Here is a 24,955-nt window from a genome sequence, read left to right as displayed (position 1 = left end):
AATATCCTCGGCATGATCGATGGCGTGCCCAAGACGCTGCCGATGGTCGACATGTCCGCCCCGGTGTGCTGCGCGCCGGTGGCGGCCGGACCGATATCCGACGAGGACGCCCTGCATGTGGCGCTGCGGCTGAAAGCGCTGGCCGACCCGGCCCGCGTGAAGATCATGTCGTACCTGTTCACCTCGGGTGAGCAGAACAGCGGCGAGCTGGCGGCGACCCTTGGCCTGACCGAGTCGACCGTCAGCCACCACCTCAGCCAGCTCCGCCGTGCCGGGCTCGTGGTGTCGGAGCGCCGCGGCATGAGCGTCTATCACCGGCCGCACCGGGACGCGCTCGGCGCGCTGTGCACGGTGCTGGACCCCAACTGCTGTAAGTAGGCTCGCGGTCGTGGACGAAACGACTCGCTCGACCGCCGAACTGATCGTCGAATGTCTGGAGAACGAGGGCGTCACGCATGTCTTCGGCATCCCCGGCGAAGAGAACATCCGCTTCGTCGAGGCGCTGGCGAACTCATCGATCGAATACGTGTTGACCCGCCACGAGCAGGGCGCCGCGTTCATGGCCGAGGTGTACGGGCGCCTGACGGGGCAGGCAGGCGTGTGCTCGGCGACGCTGGGCCCGGGGGCGATCAACCTCCTGCTCGGAGTCGCCGATGCGACCACGAATTCGACTCCGGTGCTGGCCATTTCGGCGCAGGTCGGGATCGGGCGCATCTACAAGGAGTCGCACCAGAGCGTCGATCTGGTCTCGATGTTCGCCCCGGCGACGAAGTGGTCGGCGCTCGTCCCGTCACCGGGCGCCGTTCCGGAGATGGTGCGAAAGGCGTTCAAGCTCGCCCAGACCGAGCGCCCCGGCGCGGTGTATCTGGCCGTGCCCGAGGACGTCGAGGAGGCCCCCGCTCCCGCGGAGTGCAGCCCGCTGCCGGTCAACGTCCCGCGGCCCGACGACCCTTCCGCGGGCCAGATCGAGCGTGCGGTCGAAATCCTGCGCACGGCACGCAATCCCGTGATGCTGGCAGGTCACGGCGCGGCGCGCGGCGGCGCGGCAGACGCGGTGCGCCGCTTCGCCGAGTCGCTTCAAATCCCAGTGGCGACAACGTTTCACGGCAAGGGCGTGATGCCCGACGACCATCCGCTCGCGCTGGGCGCTGTCGGGTTCATGCGCCACGACTACGTGAACTTCGGCTTCGACCGCGCCGACGTGATCGTCGCCACCGGATACGAACTGCAGGAGTTCGACCCGATCCGCATCAATCCGCGCGGCGACACGAAGATCATCCACATCCACCGCTTCCCCGCCGAAGTCGACCTGCACTACGACGTCGCGGTCGGGCTGCAGGGCGATATCGGCCGCACCCTCGATGCGCTGGCGACGCAGGTGACGCGCGAACACCCGCCGTCGTCGGGGCACGAGAAGATCCGCGAACTGCTCGCCGGTGAGCTGGAGCGTGGCCGCGCCGACGACAGATTCCCGCTCGCACCGGCCTGCATCGTCGCCGACACCCGAGCCGCGCTGGGGCGCAGCGATATCGCTCTCGTCGACACCGGCGCCCTGAAGATGTGGATGGCCAGGCTCTACCCCACGTACGAGCCGAACACGTGCCTGATATCCAACGGCCTGTCGACGATGGCGTGGACGGTGCCGGGAGCGATCGCGGCCAAGATCGCGCGGCCGTCGGCGAAGGTTCTGGTCGCCACCGGCGACGGCGCGTTCATGATGAACTCGCAGGAGATCGAGACGGCCCTGCGGGTCAGGACGCCCATGGTGATCCTCATCTGGGACGACAACGCCTACGGGCTGATCAGCTGGAAGATGGATCTCGAAATCGGCCACAACGTCGAAACCCGGTTCAACAACCCCGATTTCGTTGCCTACGCCGAGAGTTTCGGCGCGAAGGGCTATCGAATCACGGCCGCCGACGAGCTACTGCCGACATTGCGCCAAGCCCTCGACGACGACACGGTCAGCGTCATCGCCTGTCCCGTCGACTACTCGGCCAACAGCGCGCTGATCGCCTCGCTCGGCGAGTTGGACGAGTCGCTGTCGTAGGCACGTCCGCTCCTTCCACCCGCCCAACGTGAAGATTTTGCGAAGAATCAGGCCAAAAATCGCAGAGGCTTCACGTTCGTCGCAAGGTTTGACGAGCTCTTGACCGACTCTTCTTCGTCGGGTCGAAGATGAGCCTCAATCCTGCGGGAACGCCGCCGGCGGCCCGGGCAGATAGCTCGCGGTCCACTTCGAAAATCCTTCGGAGTAGGGCTCTCCCGCGCCCACGTGTATTCGTTGGACGAACTCACCGGCCTCGGTCGCGTTGATGCGGATCTGCGCATGAATGCTGTCCAGCACCTGCCGCGGCGACAAACCCTCCGGCACGATGATTTCGACTGGTTTCCACTGTGGTTTCATTGCGGGTCCTTCGCTGATGCGCGCTGCCGGGGCGGAATCGCGCGGGAGATCTACTGGGCGCAGAAGCCGCCGTCGGCCAACAGGTCGATACCGGTGACGAAGCTGGCGGCATCGGAGAGCAAAAAGACCGCGGGCCCGCCCATCTCGGCCGGGTCGGCGATCCGGCCGACGGGAGTTTCCTCGGCGTACTCGTTCATGCGGTCGGCCATCTCGGGGCGCAGGTTCATCGGCGTGGCCGTGTAGCCGGGGCTCAGCGCGTTGACGCGGATGCCGCGTCGCGCCCATTCCATCGCCAGGGACCGCGACAGATGGGTGACCGCCGCCTTGGCGCTGTTGTAATGGCATTGCAGCAGACCGCGATTGACGATCGTGCCCGACATCGACGAGATGTTGACGATCGAACCGCGGCCATGGTTCAGCATCGCGGCGGCTTCGGCCTGGCAGCTGACGAACACGCCGGTCACGTCGACGTCGTAGACCCGTTGCCACTGCTCCAGCGGCATCGACTCGGCCGGGCACGCGTTGGCGATGCCTGCCGCGTTGACGGCCAGCGTGAGCGGACCGAGTTCCCGTTCGGTCTGCGCCACGGCTGCCTGCATCTGGTCGGGTGATGTGACATCCGCGCCGACGAAAACCGCGCGCCGCCCGCACTTTCCGATGGCGTCCAGCGTCGCTTGCGGATCCGCAGACGGGAGGTCGACGGCGGCGACGTCCGCACCCTGCGCCGCCACGGCAACGGCAATGGCTTGGCCGATTCCGCTTGCGGCGCCGGTGATCAGCGCAACGCGCCCACTCAGATCGAACAGGCCGTTCGGTATGGACAGGATAGACGGCATAGTGGTCGTCATTGCGTCGCGAGCTCCATCACGTCGTGAGCGGTGAGTTCCGCTCCTGCCAACTGCCCTTGCGCGCGGCCTCGCGCCAACACCACCACCCGGTGAGACAGGCCCAGTATCTCGTCCAGATCGGAGCTGACCACAACCACCGCGGTGCCCGCCTTGGCCAGGTCGGCGATCAGTTCGTAGATGGCCGAACGAGCGCCGACGTCGATGCCGCGTGTCGGTTCGTCGAGGATCACGACCTTGGGGTTGCGCTGCAGCCACTTGCCGAGCACGACCTTCTGCTGGTTGCCGCCGGACAGCGACTGCACCGGCGCGTCGGGGCGCCCTTTCACGCCGAGCCGGGTCACCACATCGCTGGCCAGCGCCCGCACCCCGCGCGGCACCACCCAACCCCGCTGCTGCAACGTGTCGAGATTGGCCAGCGCGATGTTGTCCTCGATGGTCTCGGTGACGATGACGCCCTGCTGCTTGCGGTCCTCGGGCACTAGCACGATTCCGGCGTTGATCGCATGGCGCAGGCCAGGTTTGAGCTCCTTGCCGTCGACCGTCACGGTCCCGGCCGCGCGCGGGTCAGCACCGGCGATCGCCCGAACCACTTCGGTGCGCCCGGCGCCGACGATCCCGGCGATGCCCACGACTTCGCCGGCGTGCACATCGAGGTCGATGTCGGCGAACGCCCCGGTGCTCGACGTCAGCCCCCGCACCGACAACACGACTTTGTCGGTCGGCGGCGCCATTTCCGGGAACAGTCGGTCGACCGACCGCCCGACCATCTCCTTGACGAGTTGAGCGGCGGGCACCTGACCGCTGGCGTGCTCGCTGATCTTGTGGCCGTCCCGCAGGACCACGATGCGGTCGGCGATCTGGGCGATTTCGGCCAGCCGGTGGCTGACATAGATGAACGACACCCCGTCCGCGCGCAATCCACGGACGGTTTCGAACAGGGCGTCGGTCTCGTCGGTGCCCAGCGCCGCTGTGGGCTCATCGAGGATGAGCAGACGCGCCTGCAGCGCCAACGCTTTCGCGATCTCCACCTGCTGCTGGCCGGCCACGCTGAGCTCACCGACGAGCTGATCCATCCGCCCGCGGAAGCCGAGACGGTCGAGGTGCGTCTTGGCTTCGCGCGCCATCGCGGCCTGCGAGACCATGCCGCGGCGCGTCGGCCAGCGTCCCACCATCACGTTCTCGGCGACCGTGAGTTCGGGCAGCAGACGCAGTTCCTGGTGGATCATGCCGATGCCCGCCGCGATGGCCTCTCCGGGGTTGGCGGGCGCGTAACGCTGGCCGCACCAGGTCATTTGACCTTCGGTGGGCTCTGTCAGCCCGGCGATGATGCCTGCAAGTGTGGACTTGCCTGCACCGTTCTCACCGAGCAGCGCCACCACCTCACCGGCGTCGACGCGCAGGTCGACATCCTCGAGAGCGACCGTCCCCGGATAGCGCTTCGTTATCCCCTTGGCGATGAAGGCCGATTCATCCTGTGCGACCACGTCGTTCTCCTGTCCGAACTGTGTTGGTCACGGATGGTTTTCGAGGAACGGCGCCACGTTCTCCTTGGTCGTCAGCACACCCGGCTGCAGCTGCTCGGCGGGCAGTGATTCGCCGGCAAGAAGCTTCTTCACGGACTCGACGGCAAGGCCGCCCATCTTGTAGGTCTGCTGAGTGACGGTGGCGGCCAGCCCGCCGTCCTTGACCCCCTGCAGACCGGCGATGTCACCGTCGAAGCCGACGACGGTGATGTCGTGACGATTCTGTGCTCGCGCGGCGGCCGCCGCGCCCAGCGCCAACGCATCGGCCCGGCCGAACAGCAGGGTGATCTCGGGGTGGGCCTGCAGCATGTCGGTGGCGATGTCGAAGCCCTCGGACTGCGCCCATTGCTGAGATGCCTGCTGGGCCACGATGCGCAGGTCCGGCGCCTTGCTCAACGCCTCGCGGAAGCCTTGATCGCGGGCGATCTCCGGCGTCGTACCGAGCTGGCCCTGAATGACACCAATTGCGCCGCGTCCCTTAGTGATATCGATGACGTGCTCGCCGAGCTCGCGTGCCGCGGCGACGCTGTCGGTGGCGATGAACGTGTCGCCGGGAGCACCGTCTGGATTGCGGTCGACTGTAACGATCGGTATGCCGGCCGCTTTCGCGTCACGCACCGGAATCGTCGCCGCCGTCGCGCCCGCGGGGATGTAGATGATGGCGTCGACACCTTGGGTGATGAAGTTCTGGATCTGGCTCACCTGCGTATCCCCGTCGCCCTTGGCGTCGGCGACGATGATGCGCATGCCTTCCTTCTCACCGGCGGCCTCGACCGATTGCCGGATCATATTGAAGAAGTCGGCCTGCTGATTGGCCACCGCCAACCCGATCGTGGGTTGGTCGTCCTTCTGGCTACATCCGGCAAGTGCAATCAGTAGCGCCAGCACGGCCGAAAGGCACAGGGCGCGGCGAATTTTAGTGATCATCGGTTCCTCCTCCGGAGCACGTCTGCAGCCACCGCGACGGCGATGACCACACCAATAACGATCTGCTGGATGAACGGCGAAACACCCAGCAGGTTCAGACCATTGCGCAACACCCCGATGATCAGTACACCGATGATGGTGCCGGTGACTCGGCCGATGCCGCCCATCAGGCTGGCACCGCCGATGACGACCGCGGCGATGACATCGAGTTCGTAGCCCGTCGCCGCACTGGGCGCCGAAGCGTCAAGGCGTGACGACAACACGATGGCGCCGATACCCGCCATCAGCCCCGCGACCATGTAGACGACGGTGGTGGTGCCGCGCACATTGATGCCGGCCAGCCGCGCGACTTCATGTCCACCGCCGATGGCATACAGTGCGCGACCCGATCGGCGGTAACGCAGAAACACCCAGCCGGCGATGTAGAGAAGGATCAGCGTGGCCACCGTGACACTGATGATCCCGAAATACCTTGCGGTGGAGAGCTTGTAGAACCACTCGGGGTAGCCGACGATCTGCTGGCCGTCGGTGATGAGGTTGGCAAGGCCGCGCGCCACCGACATCATCGCCAGGGTCGCGATGAACGGGGGCAGCCGAAACACCGTGACCCCGATGCCGTTGATCAGCCCGCAGAGCGCCCCGACCAAGACCGCGACGAGCATCGCCACCGGCAGCGGAATGCCGCCCTGATGCGACAGCCAACCCATCACCATGCCGGACAGCGCCAGCACCGAGCCGACGGACAGGTCGATGCCGCCGATGATGATCACGAAGGTCGCCCCGAGCGCCAGGATGCCCAGCACGGTGACCTGGTCCATGATGTTGGTGAAGTTGCGGGCGCTCAGGAAGTTCGGCGCCGCGATTGACATGGCGACGATCAGCAGCACCAGACCGATGAACGCCCCGCCGGAGCCGGCGAACGTTCGGTTCTTGAGTTCACGGATTCGTTGAGGCGCATCGACACTCGTCTTTGGAGGCGCGGCTGCCGTTGCCATGTTCACTCCTTGCTGGGGGGTAATGCGTAGCGGTCGAGTCAGCTCATGAACATGCCGCCGTCGATGTTGACGGCCTGCCCCGTGATGTACTCCGCCGCCTGCGAGGCCAAGAAGAGCACCAAGTTGGTCACGTCGCTTTCGCTGGCGGCGCGCTTGAGCGGAATGGCGTCGATCCATTCGGCGATCAGCTGGCCGGGCTCGTAATCGCCCAGCCGCTTGCCCCATTCGCGGTCGTTGTACTCCCACATCTCGGTCGCCACGATCCCGGGACAGTACGCGTTGACCCTGATGTTGTCCTTGGCGAGCTCCTTCGCCAACGACTGGGTGAGCCCGACGACGCCGAATTTGCTTGCGGCATAGGAAGGTGTGTAGACGAAGCCCTGCCGGGCCTGACCGCTGGCGGCGTTGAGCACACTGCCCCCGCCTGCGGCGCGCAGCAGGGGAAGCGCCTCACGGATCGCGATGAACATCGCCGTCGTGTTGACATCGAGCACCCGCTTGAAGTCGGACACCGACGTGTTCTCGAGTTCGTTGATGGTGATGATTCCGGCGTTGTTGACCAATGTGTCGAGGCGGCCCCACGTCTCCCCAATGGCCGCAAACGCCGACTGCACGTCGCCCTCGTCGCTGACGTCGCAGCGCGCACCGTGCGCCTCGAACCCCTCATCCCGAAGCAACTGCGCGGCCTTGTCGACGTGCTCGTCGCGGTCGAGGAGGAACACGGCGGCGCCGGATTCGGCGAAACCGCGGGCGATGGCCTTTCCGATGCCGCGCGCGGCGCCGGTGACAGCGACCCTGCGGCCGTCGAAGTGACCGCGATAGAGAGGCGACGCGACAGGAGAACTCATTGCCTACCTTCCACCACTGCATATCTAGTCACTAATGACTGAACACTCGGATAGAGTCTGCGAGACCTCGCGTGTGATGTCAACAACTTCGTCGAAGCCCGTGCGTACCGGCGCACACCACCCTTCCGGTTCCCCTGGAGCAGGTCCCACCCGGGCCGTCGGGCGGCGCGCCGGCCGACCTATTGACATCACATGGATCCCGTTTAACACTGGTGAGTGTTTAGTCGTTACTGCATAAATAATCACATCCGTCGCTCGCGAAGACGACGAGGTTAGGACGCTGACGACTACCGCCGCTTGGTGCACGTGGCCAGCGAGTGTCACGAGGAGCAGAGAGACGGGAAGGAATCGAACAATGACTCAGACCGCTGAGCGTGAGCAGACCGGGCGGCTTTCCCCCGACGCGGAGGCGGCCAGGTCCTACCTCGACGCTCGGGCCGCGTACCGGACGATGTCTCCCGCCCAGGTTGCGCCCGCCCTCGCCGGCATCGCCGCAGAGATCAGGCGCGACGTCGTCACCACCATTCAGCACGCGCAGCTCGGGCACATCGGTGGCGACTTGTCGGTGACCGACATTCTGGTGGCGGTCTACTGGGGCGCCATGTCCATCGACCCGCTGGCCCCGAAAGCCGAGGACCGTGACCGCTTCATCCTGAGCAAGGGGCATTGCGCGGCGTCGCTGTACTCAGTGCTGGCGCGGGCAGGCTTCTTCCCGCGGTCCGCCCTTGCGGATTTCGCCCAGGACCTCTCGCCCCTGAACGGACATCCCAACCGGGTCAAGGTGCCCGGCGTCGAGACGAACACGGGCCCGCTGGGCCACGGGTTTCCGGTCGCGACGGGCTGCGCGCTCGGCGCCAAGCTGCGCGGCTTGAACTACCGCACGATCGTGGTGATCGGCGACGGCGAATTGCAGGAAGGCAGTAACTGGGAGGCCGCGATGACCGCGGCGCACTACGGGCTGTCGTCGCTGACGGCGATCGTGGACCGCAACCGTCTTCAGCAGGGCGCCCGCACCGAAGACACCAAGGGCCTGGAACCGCTCGACGAGAAGTGGGCGAGCTTCGGTTGGGAGACGCGGCGCATCGACGGCCACGACTACTGCCAGCTGCTCGAAGCGCTGGGGCCGTCGACAACCGGCAAGCCGGTGGCGATCGTCGCCGACACGATCAAGGGCAAGGGCGTCTCGTTCATCGAAGACCGCGTCGAGTGGCATCACAAGGTGCCCAGCGACGAGCAAGTTCACGCCGCACTCGAGGAGCTTTCGCGATGACCGCCACCCCGACCACCGACGCCCCGGTCTTCGACTGCAGAGCCGATTTCGCTGACGAACTGTCTCGGCTGGCCCGCGAGGACGACCGCGTTGTCGCCGTGTGCAACGACTCGGTCGGGTCGAGCAACCTGGTCAAGTTCCGCGAGGAGTTCCCCGACCGGCTCATCAATGTCGGCATCGCCGAACAGGATCTGGTCGGTGTCGGCGCCGGACTCGCCAACGCCGGGCTCATTCCGTTCGTCTCGGCCGCGGGCCCGTTTTTGACCGGCCGAGCCACCGAGCAGGTCAAGGCCGACGTGGCCTACAGCCAGCAGCGGGTCATCCTGTGTGGACAGAGCCCGGGCATGGCCTACGGCGAACTCGGCCCGACGCACCACTCCATCGAGGACCTGTCCTGGATGCGCGCCATCGCGGGCCTGTCCGTCGTGGTGCCCGCAGATCCGGCCCAGACGCGGGCCGCGCTGCGCTGGGCCGCCACCCAGGACAAGGGCTGCTATATCCGCATTCCGCGGTTCAAGGTGCCTGCCGTCAGCGAGCCGTCCGACGACTTCACACCGGGCAAGGCCAACGTCGTCCGCGAGGGCGCCGACGTCACCATCATCGCCATTGGCACGATGGTGTCGCGGGCCCGCTGGGCCGCCGACCAACTCGCCGCCGAAGGGATCTCCGCGCGCGTGCTCAACATGGCGTTCGTCGAACCTCTCGACTTCGATGCCGTCACCACCGCTGCGACGGAGACGGCCGGCATCGTCACCGTCGAGGAGGCGACGATCAGCGGTGGGCTCGGCGCCGCGGTGGCGTCACACGTCGTCGAGCACGCGCCGTGCCGAATGCGAATTCTCGGCATCCCTGGTGAATTCGCACCCACCGGAAGCGCCGGCTTCCTCCTTGACTACTTCGGGTTGAATGCCGACGGAATTGCCAAGGCCGCCCGCGAGGTACTCCGAGATGGCATCTCCTAGCAGCTTCATCCTGTCGATCGACCAGGGCACCAGCTCCACCAAAGCGATGCTGGTCGACAGCCTCGGCGGGGTGTACCGATCCGCCAGCTGCCCCGTCGGCCAGAGCCATCCGCACCCCGGCTGGGTAGAGCAGAGCGCGGCCGAAATCTGGGCCAGCATCCGCCGCGCCGTACGGGATTGCGTCACCGACGACATCGCGCGCGCGGTCGTGGGTGTGGCGTTGAGCGTGCAACGTGAATCGGTCACGATGTGGGACACGAACACCGGCGCTTCGATCGGCCCGGTGCTCAGCTGGCAGGACCAGCGCACCGCGCCCGCCGCCGATGAGCTGGAACGGGCGGGTGTTTCCGAGAAGATCTTCGCGACCTCCGGCCTGCCGCTCGACCCCATGTTCTCGGCGCTGAAGGCCGGCTGGCTGCTCGACGAGTTCGATCCGCAGCGCGACCGCGCACGCTCGGGGCGCTGGCGGATCGGCACCATCGACGCCTGGCTGCTGTCGCGGTTCGGCGGCGAGCCGGTCACCGAGGCGGGCAACGCGTCACGCACCCAGCTGCTCAACATTCACACCGCGAGTTGGGATTCCAGCCTGCTGGAGATGTTCGGCGTCCCCGAGGGCGCACTGCCGCGGGTGGTCGCGTCGACGGGGCCGTTCCCCACTATCCGTGATCTCGACCCGCTGCCCGACGGTTTGCCCGTGCTGGCCGTTCTGGCCGACTCACACGCGGCGTTGTTCGCCCACGCGGGGTGGCGTCCAGGCGTCGTCAAGGCCACGTATGGAACCGGATCGTCGGTGATGGCCATCGGGCCGCATCACACCGCTGACAGCGGCGTGTGCTCCACGATCGCCTGGGACGTCGGCGGCGTCACCCATGCATTGGAAGCCAACATCCGGTCCACCGGGCGCACCATGTCCTGGCTCTCCGAGGTCCTCGACGTCGACGTCGACCGGCTCTGGCATGACGCCGAGACCGCCACCAGCGACGGGGTCGTCATGGTCCCCGCCTTCGGCGGCCTCGGCGCGCCGGTGTGGGACCGCAACGCCACCCCGGTGATCAGCGGCCTGTCGCTGGGCACGCGCCGTCCGCAATTGGCAAGGGCGGCACTGGAATCCATCGCTTTCCAGATCGACGACGTCATCGCCGCGTTCCGGGACACCGCCGGGCCGATGCAGGGGTTGGCCTGCGACGGCGGCATGACCCGGTCGCGCGCGCTGATGCAACTGCAGGCCGACATCAGCGGGCTGCCGGTGTACGTGTCGACCACCCCGAACCTGTCCGCGCTCGGCGCGGCCTACCTCGCGGGGCTGCAAGTCGGGTGGTGGACGTTCACTGCGCTCGAGGACGCGGTGAACGGCACCGAGGATCGCCCGCTGCTGCCGCAACTCGACGACGACGAACGACAGGCCCGGCGCGATGTCTGGGCTAACGCGGTGAACCGGAGTCGTGGCGCGTCCGAAGCGCCTGCCACCTCTACGGGGGGACACGCTGGCCAATCACGCTCGCACACACCGCAACCATGACGGAAAACGGCAGTTACTCTCAGCACTGACGCATATTCACTCGACCATGACTAACCGACTGGGGTGAGAGCATGACGGTCAAAGGAGGGCGCGGCTCACGTCGGCCCCCCACCGACGAACAGTCCCGGCTCATGGTCAAGGTCGCCCGGATGTATCACGAGGACGGCCGCAAACAGGCGCAGATCGCCGACGAACTTCACATCACCCAGGCCAGGGTTTCGCGGCTGCTGCGGCGAGCGGTCGACGCGGGCATCGTCAAGACCGTGGTGACCTCTCCGGCCGGTGTGCACACCGAGTTGGAGGACGAACTCCAGCGCCAGTACGGGCTGACCGAGGCCGTCGTCGTCGACGCGATGAGCGCCGAGGAACGTGACGTCGCAGGCGATCTCGGCGCGGCCGCAGCGGCGTACCTCGAATCGACGCTGTTGGGCAACGAGTCCATCGGCATCTCGTCGTGGAGCGCCAACCTGCTGGCCACCGCCGCGCGGATGCGGCCGACCAGCACTCCGGTGGCCAACGAAGTCGTCCAACTCGTCGGCGGCGTCGGCGACCCCGGCGTCCAGGTCGAGGCCAATCGCCTGCTCACCACGATCGCGTCGGCGACAGGAGGAACGCCGATCTTCGTGCCGGCGCCGGGCCTGATCGGCAGCGCGGAGGCCAAGCAGAGCCTGATGTCGGACCCGGTGATCGCGCGGGTCAGCGAGCTGTGGTCGAAACTCACCACCGCGATCGTGGGGATCGGCGCGCTGGAGCCGTCGCCGCTGCTGCGCCAGAGCGGCAACGTCTTCTCCGAAGAGGATCAAGACACGCTGCGCGGCCTGGGCGCGGTGGGCGACGTCTGCTATCGGTTCTTCGACGCGTCGGGTGTGTTGGTCGAATCCGAGCTCGACGAGCGGGTCATCGGCATCGCGCCGGACCAGCTGATGGCAATTCCGCGACGCATCGGCGTCGCCGGCGGCGTCCGCAAGCTCGCCGCGCTGCGCGGCGCGCTGCTGGGCGGATGGGTCAACGTCCTCGTCACCGACACCGCGGCGGCGCGCCGCTTGGTCGAGACGTCGGTCGCCGAGCTGACCGACGCCTAGTCGTTCCTACTTATTAGATCGACCGCAATGTCGGCCGTGTCCCGGTCTTTTCGAGATGGCGCACCAGCTGCTCGATCGTCAGAACGGGAACCGATTCGCGCGCGCCCAGCTCGAGCAGGCCGGGCAGCCGCATCATCTCGCCGTCGTCGGCGACGATCTCGGCGATGGCCGCGACCGGCCGCAGCCCGGCGAGGTGCATCAGGTCGACCGCGGCTTCGGTGTGGCCGGCCCGCTCGCGGGTGCCGCCGTCGGCGGCCCGAAGCGGCAGGACATGGCCTGGCCGGGTGAGGCGCCGAGGCGTCGACGCGGGATCGGCGAGCACCCGAAGGGTGTGGGCGCGGTCGCTGGCGCTGATCCCGGTGCCTTTGCAGTCGGCCGCATCGACCGTCACCGTGTAAGCGGTTCCGCGCGGGTCCTGATTGTCTTCGACCATCAGCGGCAAGTCGAGGTGGTCGGCGATCGCATTGGTCATCGGTGCGCAGATGAAGCCCGAGGAGTGCCGGACCGTCCACGCCACCCACTGTGCGCTCGCGGTTTCGGCGGCGAGGATGACGTCGCCCTCGTTTTCGCGGTTTTCGTCATCGACGACGATGACCGGCCGACCTGCCCGCAAAGCCGACAAGCACTGGTCGACATCCGCCAGCTTGTGATTGCTCCGACCCGACTGCTTAGGCATCGCGATTTCGATCCTACCGAGCAGGTGAGGAGTCCGACGTCGCTGTCTGCGGCCCTGCTCGGATGCGCTATTTTCGCAGCATGGTTGAACCAACGGGACAGATCGCGTTCGTACAGGCCACGTGGCACCGAAACATCGTCGATCAAGCCCGAGAAGGCTTTACGAAGCGGATTCTCGAACTGGGGTACTCCGCCGATCAGCTGGAGTACTTCGAAGTGCCTGGCGCTTTCGAGATACCGCTGAAGGCCAAGCGGCTGGCGCTCAGCGGGCGGTACGCCGCGATCGTCGCGTCGGCGCTGGTGGTCAACGGCGGCATCTACCGTCATGAATTCGTCGCCAGCGCAGTCATCGACGGGTTGATGCGCGTTCAGCTCGACACCGACGTACCCGTGTTCTCGGTCGTGCTGACCCCGCACAACTTCCACGAGCACGACGAGCACGTCAACTACTTCCACGCCCACTTCGTCAAGAAGGGCGCGGAGGCGGCCGAAGCCTGCGTCAACACCCTTGAGGGATACCGTTCATTCGCCAAGCAGCAGTAACAGGCTGTCCTACTGGGCTGTGCCCCAACGCCTTTCGGCTCCTGCTGCCACCCTTGTTGGATAGTCGGCGATTGGCGTCAGTCGCGCATGACGACGGCGAGCTCGCGCCCGTTGATCCAGTGCTGTTCCACAGGTCGCTGAACGTCTGATTCGACGAGCTCCGGGTAGCGCGTGAGGTCGGTGAATCGCAGTTCGCCGCCCTGGAATCCGATCATCGCGCTGGCTCGCCCGCCGGACTCGAGCTGCTCCGAAAGGAACTCGATGCAGCGCGCGGTCAGGATCGTGGCCTGCACTCGGTCGAACGGCGACGGGTTGCCGCCCTCCTGAACGTGACCGAGGATGGCCTGCCGGGCATCGAACAGTTGCCCACCTTCCTTTTGGAACAACGAGGTGATCACCCCGGTGGTGTAGACGCGATCGGAGCCTTCGCTGCGCACGATCACGCCGACCCTCTTGCCGGCACGGAACCTCTCAGCGAGGGCCTTGACATCGGCGGCGAGCCCGTCCAGCGTGATGCCCTCCTCTGGCAGGTAGATGCGGTCAGCCCCGGTGGCCAAACCGCCCATCAGTGCGAGATAGCCGCAGTCGTGCCCCATCACTTCGACGACGAAGACCCGCCGCGTGGCCACCGCCGACTGCCGTATCTTGTCGACGTCGACGACGATGCTGTTCAGCGCGGTGTCGGCGCCGATGCTGAGTTCGGTTGCCGGCAGGTCGTTGTTGACGGTCAACGGAACACACACGATCGGGATGTCGAGCGCGGGGTATTGCCGTCGGTGCCGGTGCAGCTCGTGAGCGGCCCGGTAGGCGGCCCATCCGCCGACCACGAGGAGCCCGTCGATGTGGTGTGCGGCAATCTGTTCGGCGGTTTCGGCGATGGCGGCGGGGTGTTCGGGCACATAGCGATTGGTGCCGATCTCGGCGCCTCCCTCGGATACCCAGCCGCTGACATCGATCCAGTCCATCTCCTGGATGTCACCGTTGCGCAGTCCCTTGAACCCGTTCTTGATCGCAAGCACCGTGTAGCCGTGATTGAGGCCAAGTCGGACAGCAGCGCGCACCGCGGCGTTCATCCCCGGCGCCGGTCCGCCGCCGTGCACAACCGCGATCCGGAAGTGACGGTCCGAGGTGACGGGTCTCGGCGCCGCCTGCTGCATGGTCTGCGTGATCCGGTACGACTCGCGGAAATGGCGGCCCCGCAAGCGGAGGGCGCCGTCGTAGTCCCGGGAATTCATTCGCTCGGCCACCTGCTGCGTGTGCGCCACGCAGTCCATCAGCGGCGAGGTGACCACGCGGTTGTTCTGCAGCCCGATCAGCTCGGGGGGCCGGTTCGCCTCGTCGGCGATCAGTCGTTCGACGGCCAGGTATCCGAAATGCGTGGCCAGATAACGGTCGAAAGCGCTTGGCGCGCCTCCACGTTGCACGTGACCCAACACGGTGATCCTGACGTCCTCGCCGAGTCCCTCCTCGAGCAACGCTCTGACGTGCTCGGAAGTGATCCGGTTCCCGTCGCGGTCTCGGGCGCCCTCGGCGACGACGACCACGCTGTGCCTGCGCCCGATCTCCCGGTCAGCTTTGATGTGCCTGCAGATCTGCGCTGGCCAATCCTCAGCCGGCGGCTGTTCGGGAATGAAAACCCAACTCGCGGCGGTGGCCAGCGCGGACATCAGGGCCAGATAGCCGCAGTTGCGCCCCATCACCTCGACCACAAAGGTGCGCTGGTGACTGGCCGCGGTGCTGTGCAAAGCGTCCAGCGCCTCGACGATCCGGTGCAACGCGGTGTCGGCGCCAATCGTCATGTCGGTGCCCGACATGTCGTTGTCGATCGACCCGACGAAACCGGTTAGACGCAGGAACGGGTGCGCCTTCGCGATCTCCGCTGAGATGGCGCCGGTATCAACCAATTCGGCGAGTAACCCCGACCACTCCTGACGGAACTGATTGGCCCCGGCAAGACTGCCGTCGCCGCCGATGACCACGAGCGCGTCGATACCGCGCTCGACCATGTTGCGCGCAGCCGCCAGGCGGCCCTCGCGTGTTCTGAACTCGCGTGACCGAGCGGTACCGATGACCGTGCCGCCCCGGTGCAGAATGCCGTCGGTCTCAGCGGGATCCATGCGCCGGATGAGGTCGCCACCGGTGACCAGGCCGTGGTAGCCCTCGTGAACCGCATAGACATCGATGCCGCGGCGCGCGGCGCTCCGGCTGACCGCGCGCACAGCTGCGTTCATGCCGGCGGCGTCTCCACCGCTGGTCAGAACGGCGATACTCGAGAGTCTCGAGGGTTGGGACGCGACGTCGGACATGTCACCAGCCAATCAAACCCGCGCATCGAGTGTTTCGCGACCCTCGGGCCTGGTCGATCCCCGCGCCGCCATTCGCGGATTTCGCTATCTGGCCAATTGGTTGACGATCGCCGCGAACGCACGCGGCCACCTCGTCGCGGCGGGCACCACACGCGACCGCACGGTCGAGTGGGCGCTGGCGTGCAGTGCCGCGGCGGTCAGCAGCCGGTAGCGGCGCGACATCCGGCGCCACTGCCGCTCGTAGTCCTCGGGCCGATCCGCCACCACGCAGTCGACGAGCAGCTTGGCCGCGCTGAACGCGATACCCAGACCTTCGCCGGTCAGCGCGTCGACGTAGCCGGCTGCATCGCCGACCAAGAGCACTCGGCCGGCGGTGCGGCTCCGTACTTTCTGCCGCAGCGGCCCCGCCGCGAGATCGTGGCCATGCGCGCAATCGCGCACCCGCTCAGCCAACGCCGGAAACGATGCCAGGTGCTGGTCGAACCCGCCGCGCCGGGAGGTGAGCACCGCGACGCCGACGCAGTCCTCCGACACCGGCGTGACATAGGCTTCCTCGTCGCGTGACCAGTACACTTCGACGTTCTCGCTCCACGGCGCGATGGTGTAGTGCCGGCGAATCCCCCAGCGGCGCAACCGGTCCGGTGTAACTGCCAGCCCCAGCGACGACCGGATCGGCGAATGCAGCCCGTCGGCAGCGGCGAGATAGCGCGCACGAAATCCGTTGCAGCGCACCGAGTCATCGTCCTGATCCACGTGCCTGATCTCGCCGTGTTCGATTTTCACCCCTGACGCTTGCACCTCGTCCAGCAGCGTCGAATGCAGCACCGTTCTGCGCACACCGCGGCCCGCACCCGACCGGAAAGGCGCCGTGACACTGCTCCGCTCGTCGAGGTAGGTGATGCCGCGAAACGGTCGGCCACCCGGATCCACGCCCAGCCGCTTCAGCTGGTCCACAGCGTGCGGCATCAGCCCTTCGCCGCACGCCTTATCAATTGCGCCGCAGCGCTTTTCGACGACCACCACCTCGAGTCCGGCCCGTGCGCCGTACAGCGCGGTGGCCAGCCCCGCCGGACCCCCACCGGCCACGAGCAGGTCGATCATCTCAGCCTCGCCAGGGCGTCGTTCTCGACGGCGAGACGCACCCGAAGCAGCGCGGCGTTGAGCACACTGAACAGCACCGCGGTGATCCAGGCGCTGTGCACCAGCGGCAAGGCGAAGCCTTCCACAACCACGGCGACGTAGTTCGGGTGCGGGACGTAGCGGTACGGTCCCGCCGCGACGCGCGCCGCGTCGGGCACGACGACGACGCGGGTATTCCATTGGCGGCCCAGCGTCGCGATGCACCACCACCGCAGCGCCTGTGACGCCAGCACGAGCGCGAACATCGTCCAGCCGAGCGCCGGCACGAACGGGCGGTGCAGCAGGAGCACCTCGAGCACACAGCCGGCGAGCAGACCGGTGTGCAACACGACCATCGCCGGGTAGTGGCGCGCACCGAACTCGACGCCGCCGCGCGCACGGCTCCACGCGAGGTTGCGACGCGACACCACCAGTTCGGCGACGCGTTCGAGCGCCACCACGACCACCAGCAGCGCGTACCAGTTCATGGCCGGAGTCAGGGCCAGCGCAGCAGAACGAGCTCCGCGCAGAATCCGGGACCCATGGCCATCATCAGGCCCTGGCTGCCGCTGGCCGGCGGCTTGTCGAGGGTGTCACGAAGTACATGCAACACCGACGACGACGAGAGGTTGCCCACTTCGCTCAGGGAACGCCACGCGAGTTCCAAAGCTTCGTCGGGCAGATCCAATGCCTTGGTGATGGATTCGATGACTTTGGGGCCGCCTGGATGGCTGACCCAGGCGGCGATGTCGTCGATTGTGAGGCCGTGGTCGGCGAGGAACCTGGTGACGTCGTCGGCGAAGTAGCGCTCGATGAGGTCGGGCAGGTCAGGCGCCAGGACGAGGTGGAATCCCGAAGAGTTGACGCGCCAGCCCATCGTGCCCAACGAATCCGGGTACATGCGGCTGCGGGAGTCCAGCACGGCAGGCCCCTGGGGAGCCATGCTCGCGGCCCGGCTTTCTCCGACCGCGACGACCGCGGCGGCCCCGTCGGCGAAAAGCGCACTGCCGACCAGGCTTGCCAACGACGGCTCCGCGCCGGGGTAGGTCAGCGAGCAGAGCTCCACCGACACCAGCACGGCGACATCGTCGGGCGCACCGCGCAGGTAGTCGTGCATGCGCGCGATGCCTGCGGCGCCCGCGACGCAGCCGAGCCCGAAGATCGGCACCCGACGCACGTCAGGGCGCAGTCCCAGTCGGGTGGCGATGCGGGCGTCCAGGGACGGCACGGCCAGGCCGGTGACCGTCGTCGTGATGATCAGGTCGACGTCTTGTGGTTCGAGGCCCGCGTCCTCGAGCGCCCCGGACAGGGCCTGACACCCGAGTTCGACGGCGTTTTCGATGAATGTGTCGTTGGCGGTGCCGAAGTCGCTTGGCGACGCATACCTTTCGAGAGGCATCACGAAGTGGCGGAACTTGACCTTCGAACTTGAATGCAATTGGCGGACAAGGTCCTCGAAATCACCGAACCCGGGCAGTGTGAGGACCGCTTCGGTGATTTCCTGTTGGGTGTAGCGATAGCGCGGAAGCGCGCCATCCACCCCTGCGATGACGCTCATGGTGGACATGTTCTTTGTCACGGGTTGACTCGTCTGTTGGTTCAACGAACAAAAGAGATTCGCCGGCCGGTCACAGCCGAACCATGGTCACCAGCAGTGTCACGTTCAATGCCGCGGCCGCGATGGCGCAGCGGAACGGCAGCCGGCCGTGCCCGGCGAGCACGCCGAACGCCAGCGCGCACGCGCCGAGAAGCGCCAGCCACGCCCATCCCTGCGGCGATCCGGTCTCGCCGAGGACCGTGATCACGGTGGCCGCGAACAGCAGCGCGGTCGCGGAGGCCTTCGACCACCGAGCACCCAGACGGTGCGGCAGGCCTCGGACGCCGGTGGCGGCGTCGTCGGCCAGGTCGGGCAGGGTGTTGAGGAAGTGCGCGGCGGTGCCCAGAGCGGCGCTGGCTGCGATGATCCACGGCGCGGGCAGGGCGGGCGGATTGTCGGCGAGCGACAACACCGCGGGCAGGGAGCCGAACGCGATGGTGTAGGGCAGCCACGAGAACGCGGTCGATTTCAGACCGAGGTTGTAGGCGATGCCCGAGCCCACCAGGAGCACCAGATGGGTCAGGGCGCTGCGCCAGCCGAGCGCGGCCGACAGTGCCACCGCCGCGACGGTCGCGCAGCCGAGGGCGACCGCCACCATCTGGGGGGTGAGGTCGCCGGTGACGAGCGGTTTGTCTCTGCGCTGCACGGCGGAGTCGCGCCCGACGTCGATCAGATCGTTCGACCAGCCGATGACGAGCTGCCCGGCGAAGACGGCGGCGGTCGCAACCACGAGCCGGGATGCGTTGAGGCCGAACGCAAATGCAAGCACCGCGGCGATCGTCGTCACCGCGATCGTCGGTTCGATGTGCGCCGCGCGCACCAGGGCGACGCTAGTTGCGCGTCCTGTCGGCGTGGGAACCTCGGCTCATTTGGGGACCCTGTCTGCAGCTGCGGGCTCGCTGTTCAAGTCTGCGCCGACATCGGGTTGCCGCGGACGGGTTCCGTCGCGCAATCCCAGACGTTTGTGCAGACGAACCAGGGGCGGTGGGGCCCACCAGTTCCATCGGCCGAGCGCGTGCATGAACGCGGGCACCAGAACCATCCGCACCAGGGTGGCGTCGACCAGCACCGCCAACGTGAGGCCGAGGCCGAACATGCGCATGAACGAGACGTTGGCGGCGACCAACCCGGCGAACGAGATCGACATGATCAACGCCGCCGCGGTGATGACCCGGCCGGTGCGGGCGATGCCGAGGGCGACGCTCTCGTCGTTGTCGGCGGGGGTGCGCGACGACGCGAGCCAGTATTCCTGAATGCGGGAGACGAGGAACACCTCGTAGTCCATCGACAACCCGAACGCGATGCAGAACAACAACACCGGCATGTTGGCCACCAGCGTGCCGATCGGTGTCGTGCCCAGCCCGCCCAGGTGGCCGTCCTGGAAAATCCACACCATCGCGCCGAACGCGGCGGTCAGCGAAAGTATGTTGAGCACCAACGCTTTCAGCGGTAACGCGACGCTGCCAGTCAACAGGAACAGCAGCGCGAGCATGATGACCGCGATGAGGCCGAGCACCATCGGTATGCGCGAGACGATGGCGTCGACGCTGTCGCGGTTGGTCTGCGCCAATCCGGTGAATTGCACCTGCGCGCCGTTGGGAGTGGGCACCGCGTGCAGCCGGTCCAATTGCGCTTCGGAGCGATCGGAGAACAACGGGGCGGTGCTGTCGACGGTCAGGAATGCGCTGCCGCGCGCCGCTCCCGCGGGCGCCGACGCGGGTCCGACCGGGGCACCGTCGACGAAGGTCGCCGTCGGCGCCGACACCGCCGACACGTCGGGCACCCGTGACAGCTCGGCGGCATATCGCTCGATGTCGCTCGGCGTGACCCCGGACGCGTCCGGAATGACAACCTGCACGGCGGTGTCGGTGTTGCTGACGAAGTCGTTGCGCAGCTGCTCGCCGACTTGGCGGGAAGACGCCGACTCCGGCAGCACGCGATCGTCGAAGAAGCCCCACCGCACCCCGAGGAAGGGCAGCCCCACCACGATCAACAGGGTGATGCCGACCAGGCCGAGCGGTATGGCGCGCCGCAGCACCGCCTTCGTCCAGCGGTACCAGAACAGTTGGTGGACGGGTATGGGGCCCGGTTCCGGCAGGCCCCGGATGCGTCGGGCGAGTCGACGGACGTCGAGTGCGTCCAGACGCTCGCCCAGCAGTGCCAGCGCGGCGGGCGTCACCACGATGGCGGCCAGCGCGGTGAACGCGACGGTGGCCACGCCCGCGTAGGCGAACGAGCGCAGGAAGTTCATCGGGAACAGCACCAGGACCGCCATCGACAGCGCGACCGTCGTCGCCGAGAACAGGACGGTGCGGCCCGCCGTCACCATGGTCCGGATCAGCGCCACGTCGCGGCTGGGGGCGTCGGGCAACTCGTCGCGGAACCGGCTGATGATCAGCAGCGTGTAGTCGATGGCCAGCGCCAGACCCATGGCCGCGGTCAGGTTCAGCGCGAAGATCGACACGTCGGTGAAGTAATCGACGGCGCGGAGCACCGCCAGCCCGCCGAAGATCGCGATCCCGCCGACGGTGACCGGCAGCGCGGCCGCCAGCAGCCCGCCGAACACCCACACCAGCACGAGGAAGCTGAGCGGGATCGCGAACGACTCCATGGTGATCAGATCCCGCTGCGACTGGTCGGTGATCTGCACATGGATCATGGCCAGACCGCCGGCCCGAACCGTGACCCCGTCCCGGTCGTGGACGACCTGCGCGACGATGTCCTTGGTGTACTTCTGCTGGTCGGCCTCGTCGCCTTTGATGCCCACGACGATCAGCCCGGCGGTGCGGTCCTTGCTGATCAGCTCGGCGGCGGCCGGCGGCGGCAGCGTCCATGGCGAGTTGACCTTGCCCACATAGGGTGAGCGGCGCAGTTGTTCGACGATGTCGGTCCCGACGGCGCGGGCCGCCGGGCTGTCGACGCCTTCGGGTGTTGTCACCGTGAGCAGCAGCTGCACATCGCCCTGGCCGAACTTCTCGGTGAGAAGCGCCGTGGCCCGCGACGACGGCGCCGCGGGGTCTTGGAAGCCGCTCGGGGAGAGGCTTTTCGCGACGGGGACACCGAATATCGCCAGCGCGAGAGTCAGCGTCGCCGCCACCAGCAGAATCCGTCCAGGCGCGGCGATTGCCATCCTTGCGATCGCGTTGAGCAAGGGCCGCTCCTCCGCTGCGGAGTAAGGGTAAGGCGTAGCTGACCACTTGTTATGACGAATCGCATCGGAAGTCGGTTCACGCGCGGTCCACAAGGGTCTAGGCCTTGCTGCTTAAATCGCCTCGCTGCTTCGGGCATTCTCCAGGGCGTCGGAAAGCCGCGTTGGGCGGACACGGTGTTCGAGCTCGATGAGCCTGTCCCCCAGCAGATTCCACTTCTGCGTTGTTGGGGGGATCTTGGCTCGGCTTACGGCTCGAACCCGCTCAGCGCCTCTGTCGCAGCGGCATGTACCTCCTCATACCTGGCGGACAGCAGCGACTTGACGAGCCTGGTGTCGTCGTCGGCGATCACTTCGAACGCACCGGTGGCCACGCCGTCGTAGGCCTGCTCGACGACGCTTTCGGGACTGACCTTAGGCATGTCAAACCGGGCGGACATGGCCGTGTCGATCAACCCGACCATCACTGCGGTTACCGCGGTGCCCTGGGCGGCGAGTTCGGCGCGCATGGCGTTGGTGGCCGACCACATCGCGGCCTTGGATGTGGCATAGGCCGTCGGCACCGGAATCCAGATCGCTGCCGACAGCACATTGAGGAAGGCGCCGCCGCCGTTGGCGGCCAGTACCGGTGCGAACGCTCTCGCCACGCGCAGCGTGCCGTAGAAGTTCGTCTCGAAGACGCGGCGGGTGATGTCCTCGTCCTGGCTGAGGACCGACTTGTCGTCGGACGGGGCGATGGCGGCGTTGTTGACCACGAGATTGACGTCGGTCGCGGTGCCGGCCGCCGCGGCGATTGACTGGGGGTCGGTCAGGTCCAGCGCGAGCGGCACGACGCGCGGGTCCTCCCACGGGTGGGGCCGTCGCGCCGTCGCATAGACGCGACTCGCTCCGCGCGCGAGCGCCTGCCGGACGAACTCTTCGCCGAGTCCGCCGTTCGCGCCTGTTACCAGTACTTTTCTGCCGTCGAGCCGTTCGGTCATGGAGGGCGGTGGCTATATCGCAGGAGCACTGGTCGGCATCCCAGCAGGATGGGCTACGTATCTCGCCGACGATGAGCCCACGCAATTTGACCGCCAGTCACTTCCGTCGTCGTCAACAGTTGAGCGCCTCGGCGGCGGAACCCTGGTCCTTATCGGAAACGACCCCGTGAACCCTCCACTAAGAGATGTGCTCGCAGTCCGAGCCGCGATGGGATACAACGTCATCCAGCTGCAAGAGACGACAGACCAAACCACGCCGTCGATACCCGCGGCCCCAACACCCAGCGCTGCGAACTCGAGCGCAGCGCCTGCAGCAGAACCCCGGCCTGAATCACGAAACGCTCCCGGTGAACACGGACGTTCTTCCTCAGCAGGTGCGACGTCCGAACCGACTACGCGACCGGAGAGGGACCGCTGAATCGGTGGTTCAACTCGAGGGACTTCATCTGGTATTGGGTACCGTGGTCTGCGCTCTGGCGAGGTGGCCGCCCCGCAGGTCGCTGACGTCGACGCCCAAGCGGCACCCCCTTGACCTATGTCCAAGGCAACGGTTGGTGGTGAGGCACACGAAGAATCACTCCTCGCATACGGTTTCGTGCCGGACTTCCTGGCAAAGCTGCTCCAGACTGAAATCGATGGCCGACAGCGACAGCAGCAACAGCAGCCCGTCGCGGCCAAACTGGCCGCCAGCTGTCCCGTCAGTGCCCATGCAGCGGTTTGCCGACCGCGGCCAGCAATGCTTCGCCGAGTGCTTCGGACTGGGTGGGGTGCGCGTGGATGTATCGGGCAGCGTCGGCGGCAGCGACACCGAGGCTGCACAGAATCTGCGCCTCTCCGATTAGTTCGCTGACCCGCTCTCCGATCATGTGTACCCCAAGTACGTCGCCCTTGGGCCCTACGATGATTTTGACCGAGCCTGCACTCTTGAGTATCTGGCTGCGGCTGTTGCCGACGAGATCATGGCTGGCGGTGGTAATCTCGTCGCCGAATTGTTCCCGGGCAGCCGCCTCCGTCAGACCGACAGAAGCAATCTCAGGACGACAGTACGTGATTCGCGGCACGTTGGCGTCTTCGACCGGCTGTGGCGCGTGACCGGCGATCTCTTCGGCGACGAACACGCCGTGTTGGAAGCCGCGGTGGGCCAGCTGTGGGCCGCGAACGATATCGCCGATTGCATAGATGGTCGGCACCGCGGTGCGTAACCGGGCGTCGGTGAGTACGAAGCCATCGTCGAGGAGGATGCCGACGTCTTCGAGCCCGAGGTCGGCAGTGCGGGGCGCCCGGCCGGTCGCCACAAGCAGCACGTCGGCTACGTGGTGGGTACCGGCATCATCGATGACCACGACTCCGGTGCCATCAGCGTCGACGCTCGCAATGGACACGCCGGTCTTGGCGATGATCCTGCGACGGCGAAAGGCGCGCTCCAGTTGGGCGGACACTGCGGAGTCTTCGCCGGCCACCAACCGGGGAAGCGCTTCGATGACAGTAACTTTGGAGCCCAACGATGCCCAGAGACTCGCGAATTCGACCCCGATGACGCCCCCGCCGAGGACGATCGCCGTGGTGGGGACCATCGGCAAGGTGAGCGCCTGGTCGCTGGTGATGATCCGGTCGCCGAGGGTGAGCCCAGTGGGGACTCGAGGCGCCGATCCGGTGGCCACGACGACGGTTGAGCCGGTGATCTCGACTCCGTCGACGACGGCAGTGGTCGGTCCGGTGAGACGCCCTCGACCGTGGATCACGGTGATGCCCCAGTGAGCGACTAGTTCTTCCAGGCCCTTGTGCAGGCGGCCGACGATGCCGTCTTTGAACGCGTGCAGTTTGGTGTTGTCGATGCCGTCGAAGGTGGAGTTGACGCCGAATCGCGCTGCTTCACGGGTGCTGTCGACGACTTCGGCGGCGTGCAACAGCCCTTTGGTGGGGATACATCCGCGGTGCAGGCAGGTGCCGCCCACGAGATCTTCTTCGATTACGGTGACGGTGCGGCCGAGTTGGGCAGCACGAATGGCGGTGCTGTAACCTGCGGGTCCACCGCCGAGGACAACGAGATCGGTGCTGAAGGTGCTCATCAGAGCCTTTCGGTGAGTGACAGGGGCGGGGTGTATCGCGGCGTCGTGCCGTCGGTGCGTTACCAGCCGCGTTCTGCGAGCCGGTGGGGCTGCGCGATCTCCTCCACGTTGATACCGACCATTGCCTCGCCCAGTCC

22 protein-coding genes and 1 pseudogene are annotated in these 24,955 nt (G+C 66.8%); 7 read left to right on the top strand and 16 right to left on the bottom strand.

Annotation, left to right across the window (positions count from 1 at the left end; all coding sequences use genetic code 11):
- The first annotated feature begins 24 nt into the window (after window positions 1-24).
- Both CQY20_RS16215 and CQY20_RS16210 read left to right on the top strand, forming a co-directional pair.
- Window positions 25-378 carry an Rv2640c family ArsR-like transcriptional regulator gene (locus CQY20_RS16215; RefSeq protein ID WP_097941149.1) on the top strand — a complete coding sequence of 118 codons (354 nt, stop codon included), beginning with the start codon at window positions 25-27 and terminating at the stop codon, window positions 376-378.
- A 43-nt stretch (window positions 379-421) separates the two neighbouring features.
- Window positions 422-2,050 carry an acetolactate synthase large subunit gene (locus CQY20_RS16210; protein ID WP_097941148.1) on the top strand — a complete coding sequence of 543 codons (1,629 nt, stop codon included), beginning with the start codon at window positions 422-424 and terminating at the stop codon, window positions 2,048-2,050.
- A gap of 135 nt (window positions 2,051-2,185) precedes the next feature.
- Here CQY20_RS16210 and CQY20_RS16205 read toward each other — a convergent pair whose 3' ends face one another.
- The 6 genes from CQY20_RS16205 to CQY20_RS16180 are packed head-to-tail and all read right to left on the bottom strand — an operon-like array spanning window position 2,186 to window position 7,548.
- Window positions 2,186-2,407 (bottom strand): hypothetical protein, encoded by a 222-nt coding sequence (locus tag CQY20_RS16205; protein ID WP_097941103.1) that lies wholly within the window; start codon window positions 2,405-2,407, stop codon window positions 2,186-2,188.
- 50 nt (window positions 2,408-2,457) lie between these two features.
- Window positions 2,458-3,255 (bottom strand): SDR family oxidoreductase, encoded by a 798-nt coding sequence (locus CQY20_RS16200; RefSeq protein WP_207767286.1) that lies wholly within the window; start codon window positions 3,253-3,255, stop codon window positions 2,458-2,460.
- Window positions 3,252-4,739 carry a sugar ABC transporter ATP-binding protein gene (locus tag CQY20_RS16195; RefSeq protein WP_097941102.1) on the bottom strand — a complete coding sequence of 496 codons (1,488 nt, stop codon included), beginning with the start codon at window positions 4,737-4,739 and terminating at the stop codon, window positions 3,252-3,254. Before CQY20_RS16195 ends, CQY20_RS16200 begins: the two co-directional genes overlap by 4 nt.
- 27 nt (window positions 4,740-4,766) lie before the next feature.
- Complete coding sequence (locus tag CQY20_RS16190) at window positions 4,767-5,705, bottom strand: substrate-binding domain-containing protein (RefSeq protein ID WP_097941101.1); 939 nt, start codon at window positions 5,703-5,705, stop codon at window positions 4,767-4,769.
- Window positions 5,702-6,700, bottom strand: coding sequence for an ABC transporter permease (locus CQY20_RS16185; RefSeq protein WP_097941146.1), 999 nt, complete (start codon window positions 6,698-6,700; stop codon window positions 5,702-5,704). The genes CQY20_RS16190 and CQY20_RS16185 overlap by 4 nt, the downstream gene beginning before the upstream one ends.
- A 38-nt stretch (window positions 6,701-6,738) precedes the next feature.
- Window positions 6,739-7,548: an SDR family NAD(P)-dependent oxidoreductase gene (locus CQY20_RS16180; RefSeq protein ID WP_097941100.1), complete on the bottom strand. Its 810-nt coding sequence runs from the start codon at window positions 7,546-7,548 to the stop codon at window positions 6,739-6,741.
- A 355-nt stretch (window positions 7,549-7,903) separates the two neighbouring features.
- Here CQY20_RS16180 and CQY20_RS16175 point away from each other — a divergent pair, with 355 nt between their 5' ends.
- From CQY20_RS16175 to CQY20_RS16160, 4 genes are all read left to right on the top strand, one after another.
- Window positions 7,904-8,818, top strand: coding sequence for a transketolase (locus CQY20_RS16175; protein WP_207767285.1), 915 nt, complete (start codon window positions 7,904-7,906; stop codon window positions 8,816-8,818).
- Window positions 8,815-9,780 (top strand): transketolase family protein, encoded by a 966-nt coding sequence (locus CQY20_RS16170; RefSeq protein WP_097941099.1) that lies wholly within the window; start codon window positions 8,815-8,817, stop codon window positions 9,778-9,780. Before CQY20_RS16175 ends, CQY20_RS16170 begins: the two co-directional genes overlap by 4 nt.
- Window positions 9,767-11,299: an FGGY family carbohydrate kinase gene (locus tag CQY20_RS16165; protein ID WP_163700874.1), complete on the top strand. Its 1,533-nt coding sequence runs from the start codon at window positions 9,767-9,769 to the stop codon at window positions 11,297-11,299. The genes CQY20_RS16170 and CQY20_RS16165 overlap by 14 nt, the downstream gene beginning before the upstream one ends.
- A gap of 71 nt (window positions 11,300-11,370) precedes the next feature.
- Entirely contained in the window at window positions 11,371-12,381 is a 1,011-nt protein-coding gene (locus CQY20_RS16160) for a sugar-binding transcriptional regulator (protein ID WP_097941097.1), read from the top strand.
- Window positions 12,382-12,436: 55 nt separating this feature from the next.
- On the opposite strand, the pseudogene ribB reads toward CQY20_RS16160, so the two are convergent.
- A pseudogene (gene ribB / locus CQY20_RS16155) lies at window positions 12,437-13,057 on the bottom strand (3,4-dihydroxy-2-butanone-4-phosphate synthase); the annotation flags it as partial.
- Window positions 13,058-13,137: 80 nt separating this feature from the next.
- On the opposite strand from ribB, the gene CQY20_RS16150 reads away from it, so the two are divergent.
- Window positions 13,138-13,599, top strand: coding sequence for a 6,7-dimethyl-8-ribityllumazine synthase (locus CQY20_RS16150; RefSeq protein WP_097941144.1), 462 nt, complete (start codon window positions 13,138-13,140; stop codon window positions 13,597-13,599).
- A gap of 77 nt (window positions 13,600-13,676) precedes the next feature.
- Here CQY20_RS16150 and CQY20_RS16145 read toward each other — a convergent pair whose 3' ends face one another.
- The 9 genes from CQY20_RS16145 to lpdA all read right to left on the bottom strand — a co-directional run bounded on the left by CQY20_RS16145 (window position 13,677) and on the right by lpdA (window position 24,818).
- Complete coding sequence (locus CQY20_RS16145) at window positions 13,677-15,905, bottom strand: 6-phosphofructokinase (RefSeq protein ID WP_097941095.1); 2,229 nt, start codon at window positions 15,903-15,905, stop codon at window positions 13,677-13,679.
- A gap of 84 nt (window positions 15,906-15,989) precedes the next feature.
- On the bottom strand, window positions 15,990-17,006 hold the full coding sequence (locus CQY20_RS16140; protein WP_097941094.1) for an NAD(P)/FAD-dependent oxidoreductase: 1,017 nt from the start codon (window positions 17,004-17,006) through the stop codon (window positions 15,990-15,992).
- A complete protein-coding gene (locus tag CQY20_RS16135) occupies window positions 17,003-17,512 on the bottom strand; it encodes an isoprenylcysteine carboxyl methyltransferase family protein (protein ID WP_097941093.1) in 510 nt (169 codons plus the stop codon). Before CQY20_RS16135 ends, CQY20_RS16140 begins: the two co-directional genes overlap by 4 nt.
- Window positions 17,513-17,520: 8 nt before the next feature.
- The gene (locus tag CQY20_RS16130) at window positions 17,521-18,582 is read right to left on the bottom strand and encodes a type III polyketide synthase (RefSeq protein ID WP_097941143.1); all 1,062 of its coding nucleotides are present in this window, start codon (window positions 18,580-18,582) and stop codon (window positions 17,521-17,523) included.
- A 70-nt stretch (window positions 18,583-18,652) separates the two neighbouring features.
- Window positions 18,653-19,441, bottom strand: coding sequence for a UbiA family prenyltransferase (locus CQY20_RS16125; protein WP_207767284.1), 789 nt, complete (start codon window positions 19,439-19,441; stop codon window positions 18,653-18,655).
- 45 nt (window positions 19,442-19,486) lie between these two features.
- A complete protein-coding gene (locus CQY20_RS16120; RefSeq protein ID WP_163700877.1) occupies window positions 19,487-21,772 on the bottom strand; it encodes an MMPL family transporter in 2,286 nt (761 codons plus the stop codon).
- Window positions 21,773-22,017: 245 nt separating this feature from the next.
- Entirely contained in the window at window positions 22,018-22,749 is a 732-nt protein-coding gene (locus CQY20_RS16115; protein ID WP_097941090.1) for an SDR family oxidoreductase, read from the bottom strand.
- Window positions 22,750-23,323: 574 nt separating this feature from the next.
- A complete protein-coding gene (locus CQY20_RS35935) occupies window positions 23,324-23,458 on the bottom strand; it encodes a hypothetical protein (RefSeq protein ID WP_272938816.1) in 135 nt (44 codons plus the stop codon).
- A complete protein-coding gene (lpdA, locus tag CQY20_RS16110) occupies window positions 23,448-24,818 on the bottom strand; it encodes a dihydrolipoyl dehydrogenase (protein WP_097941089.1) in 1,371 nt (456 codons plus the stop codon). The genes CQY20_RS35935 and lpdA overlap by 11 nt, the downstream gene beginning before the upstream one ends.
- Between the last annotated feature and the right edge of the window lie 137 nt (window positions 24,819-24,955).

The sequence above is a fragment of the Mycolicibacterium agri genome (assembly GCF_002553505.1).
GTDB classification, from domain to species: Bacteria; Actinomycetota; Actinomycetes; order Mycobacteriales; family Mycobacteriaceae; genus Mycobacterium; species Mycobacterium agri.
Note: the sequence above shows the minus strand (reverse complement) of the source record. Positions and strands in the feature narration are given on the sequence as shown.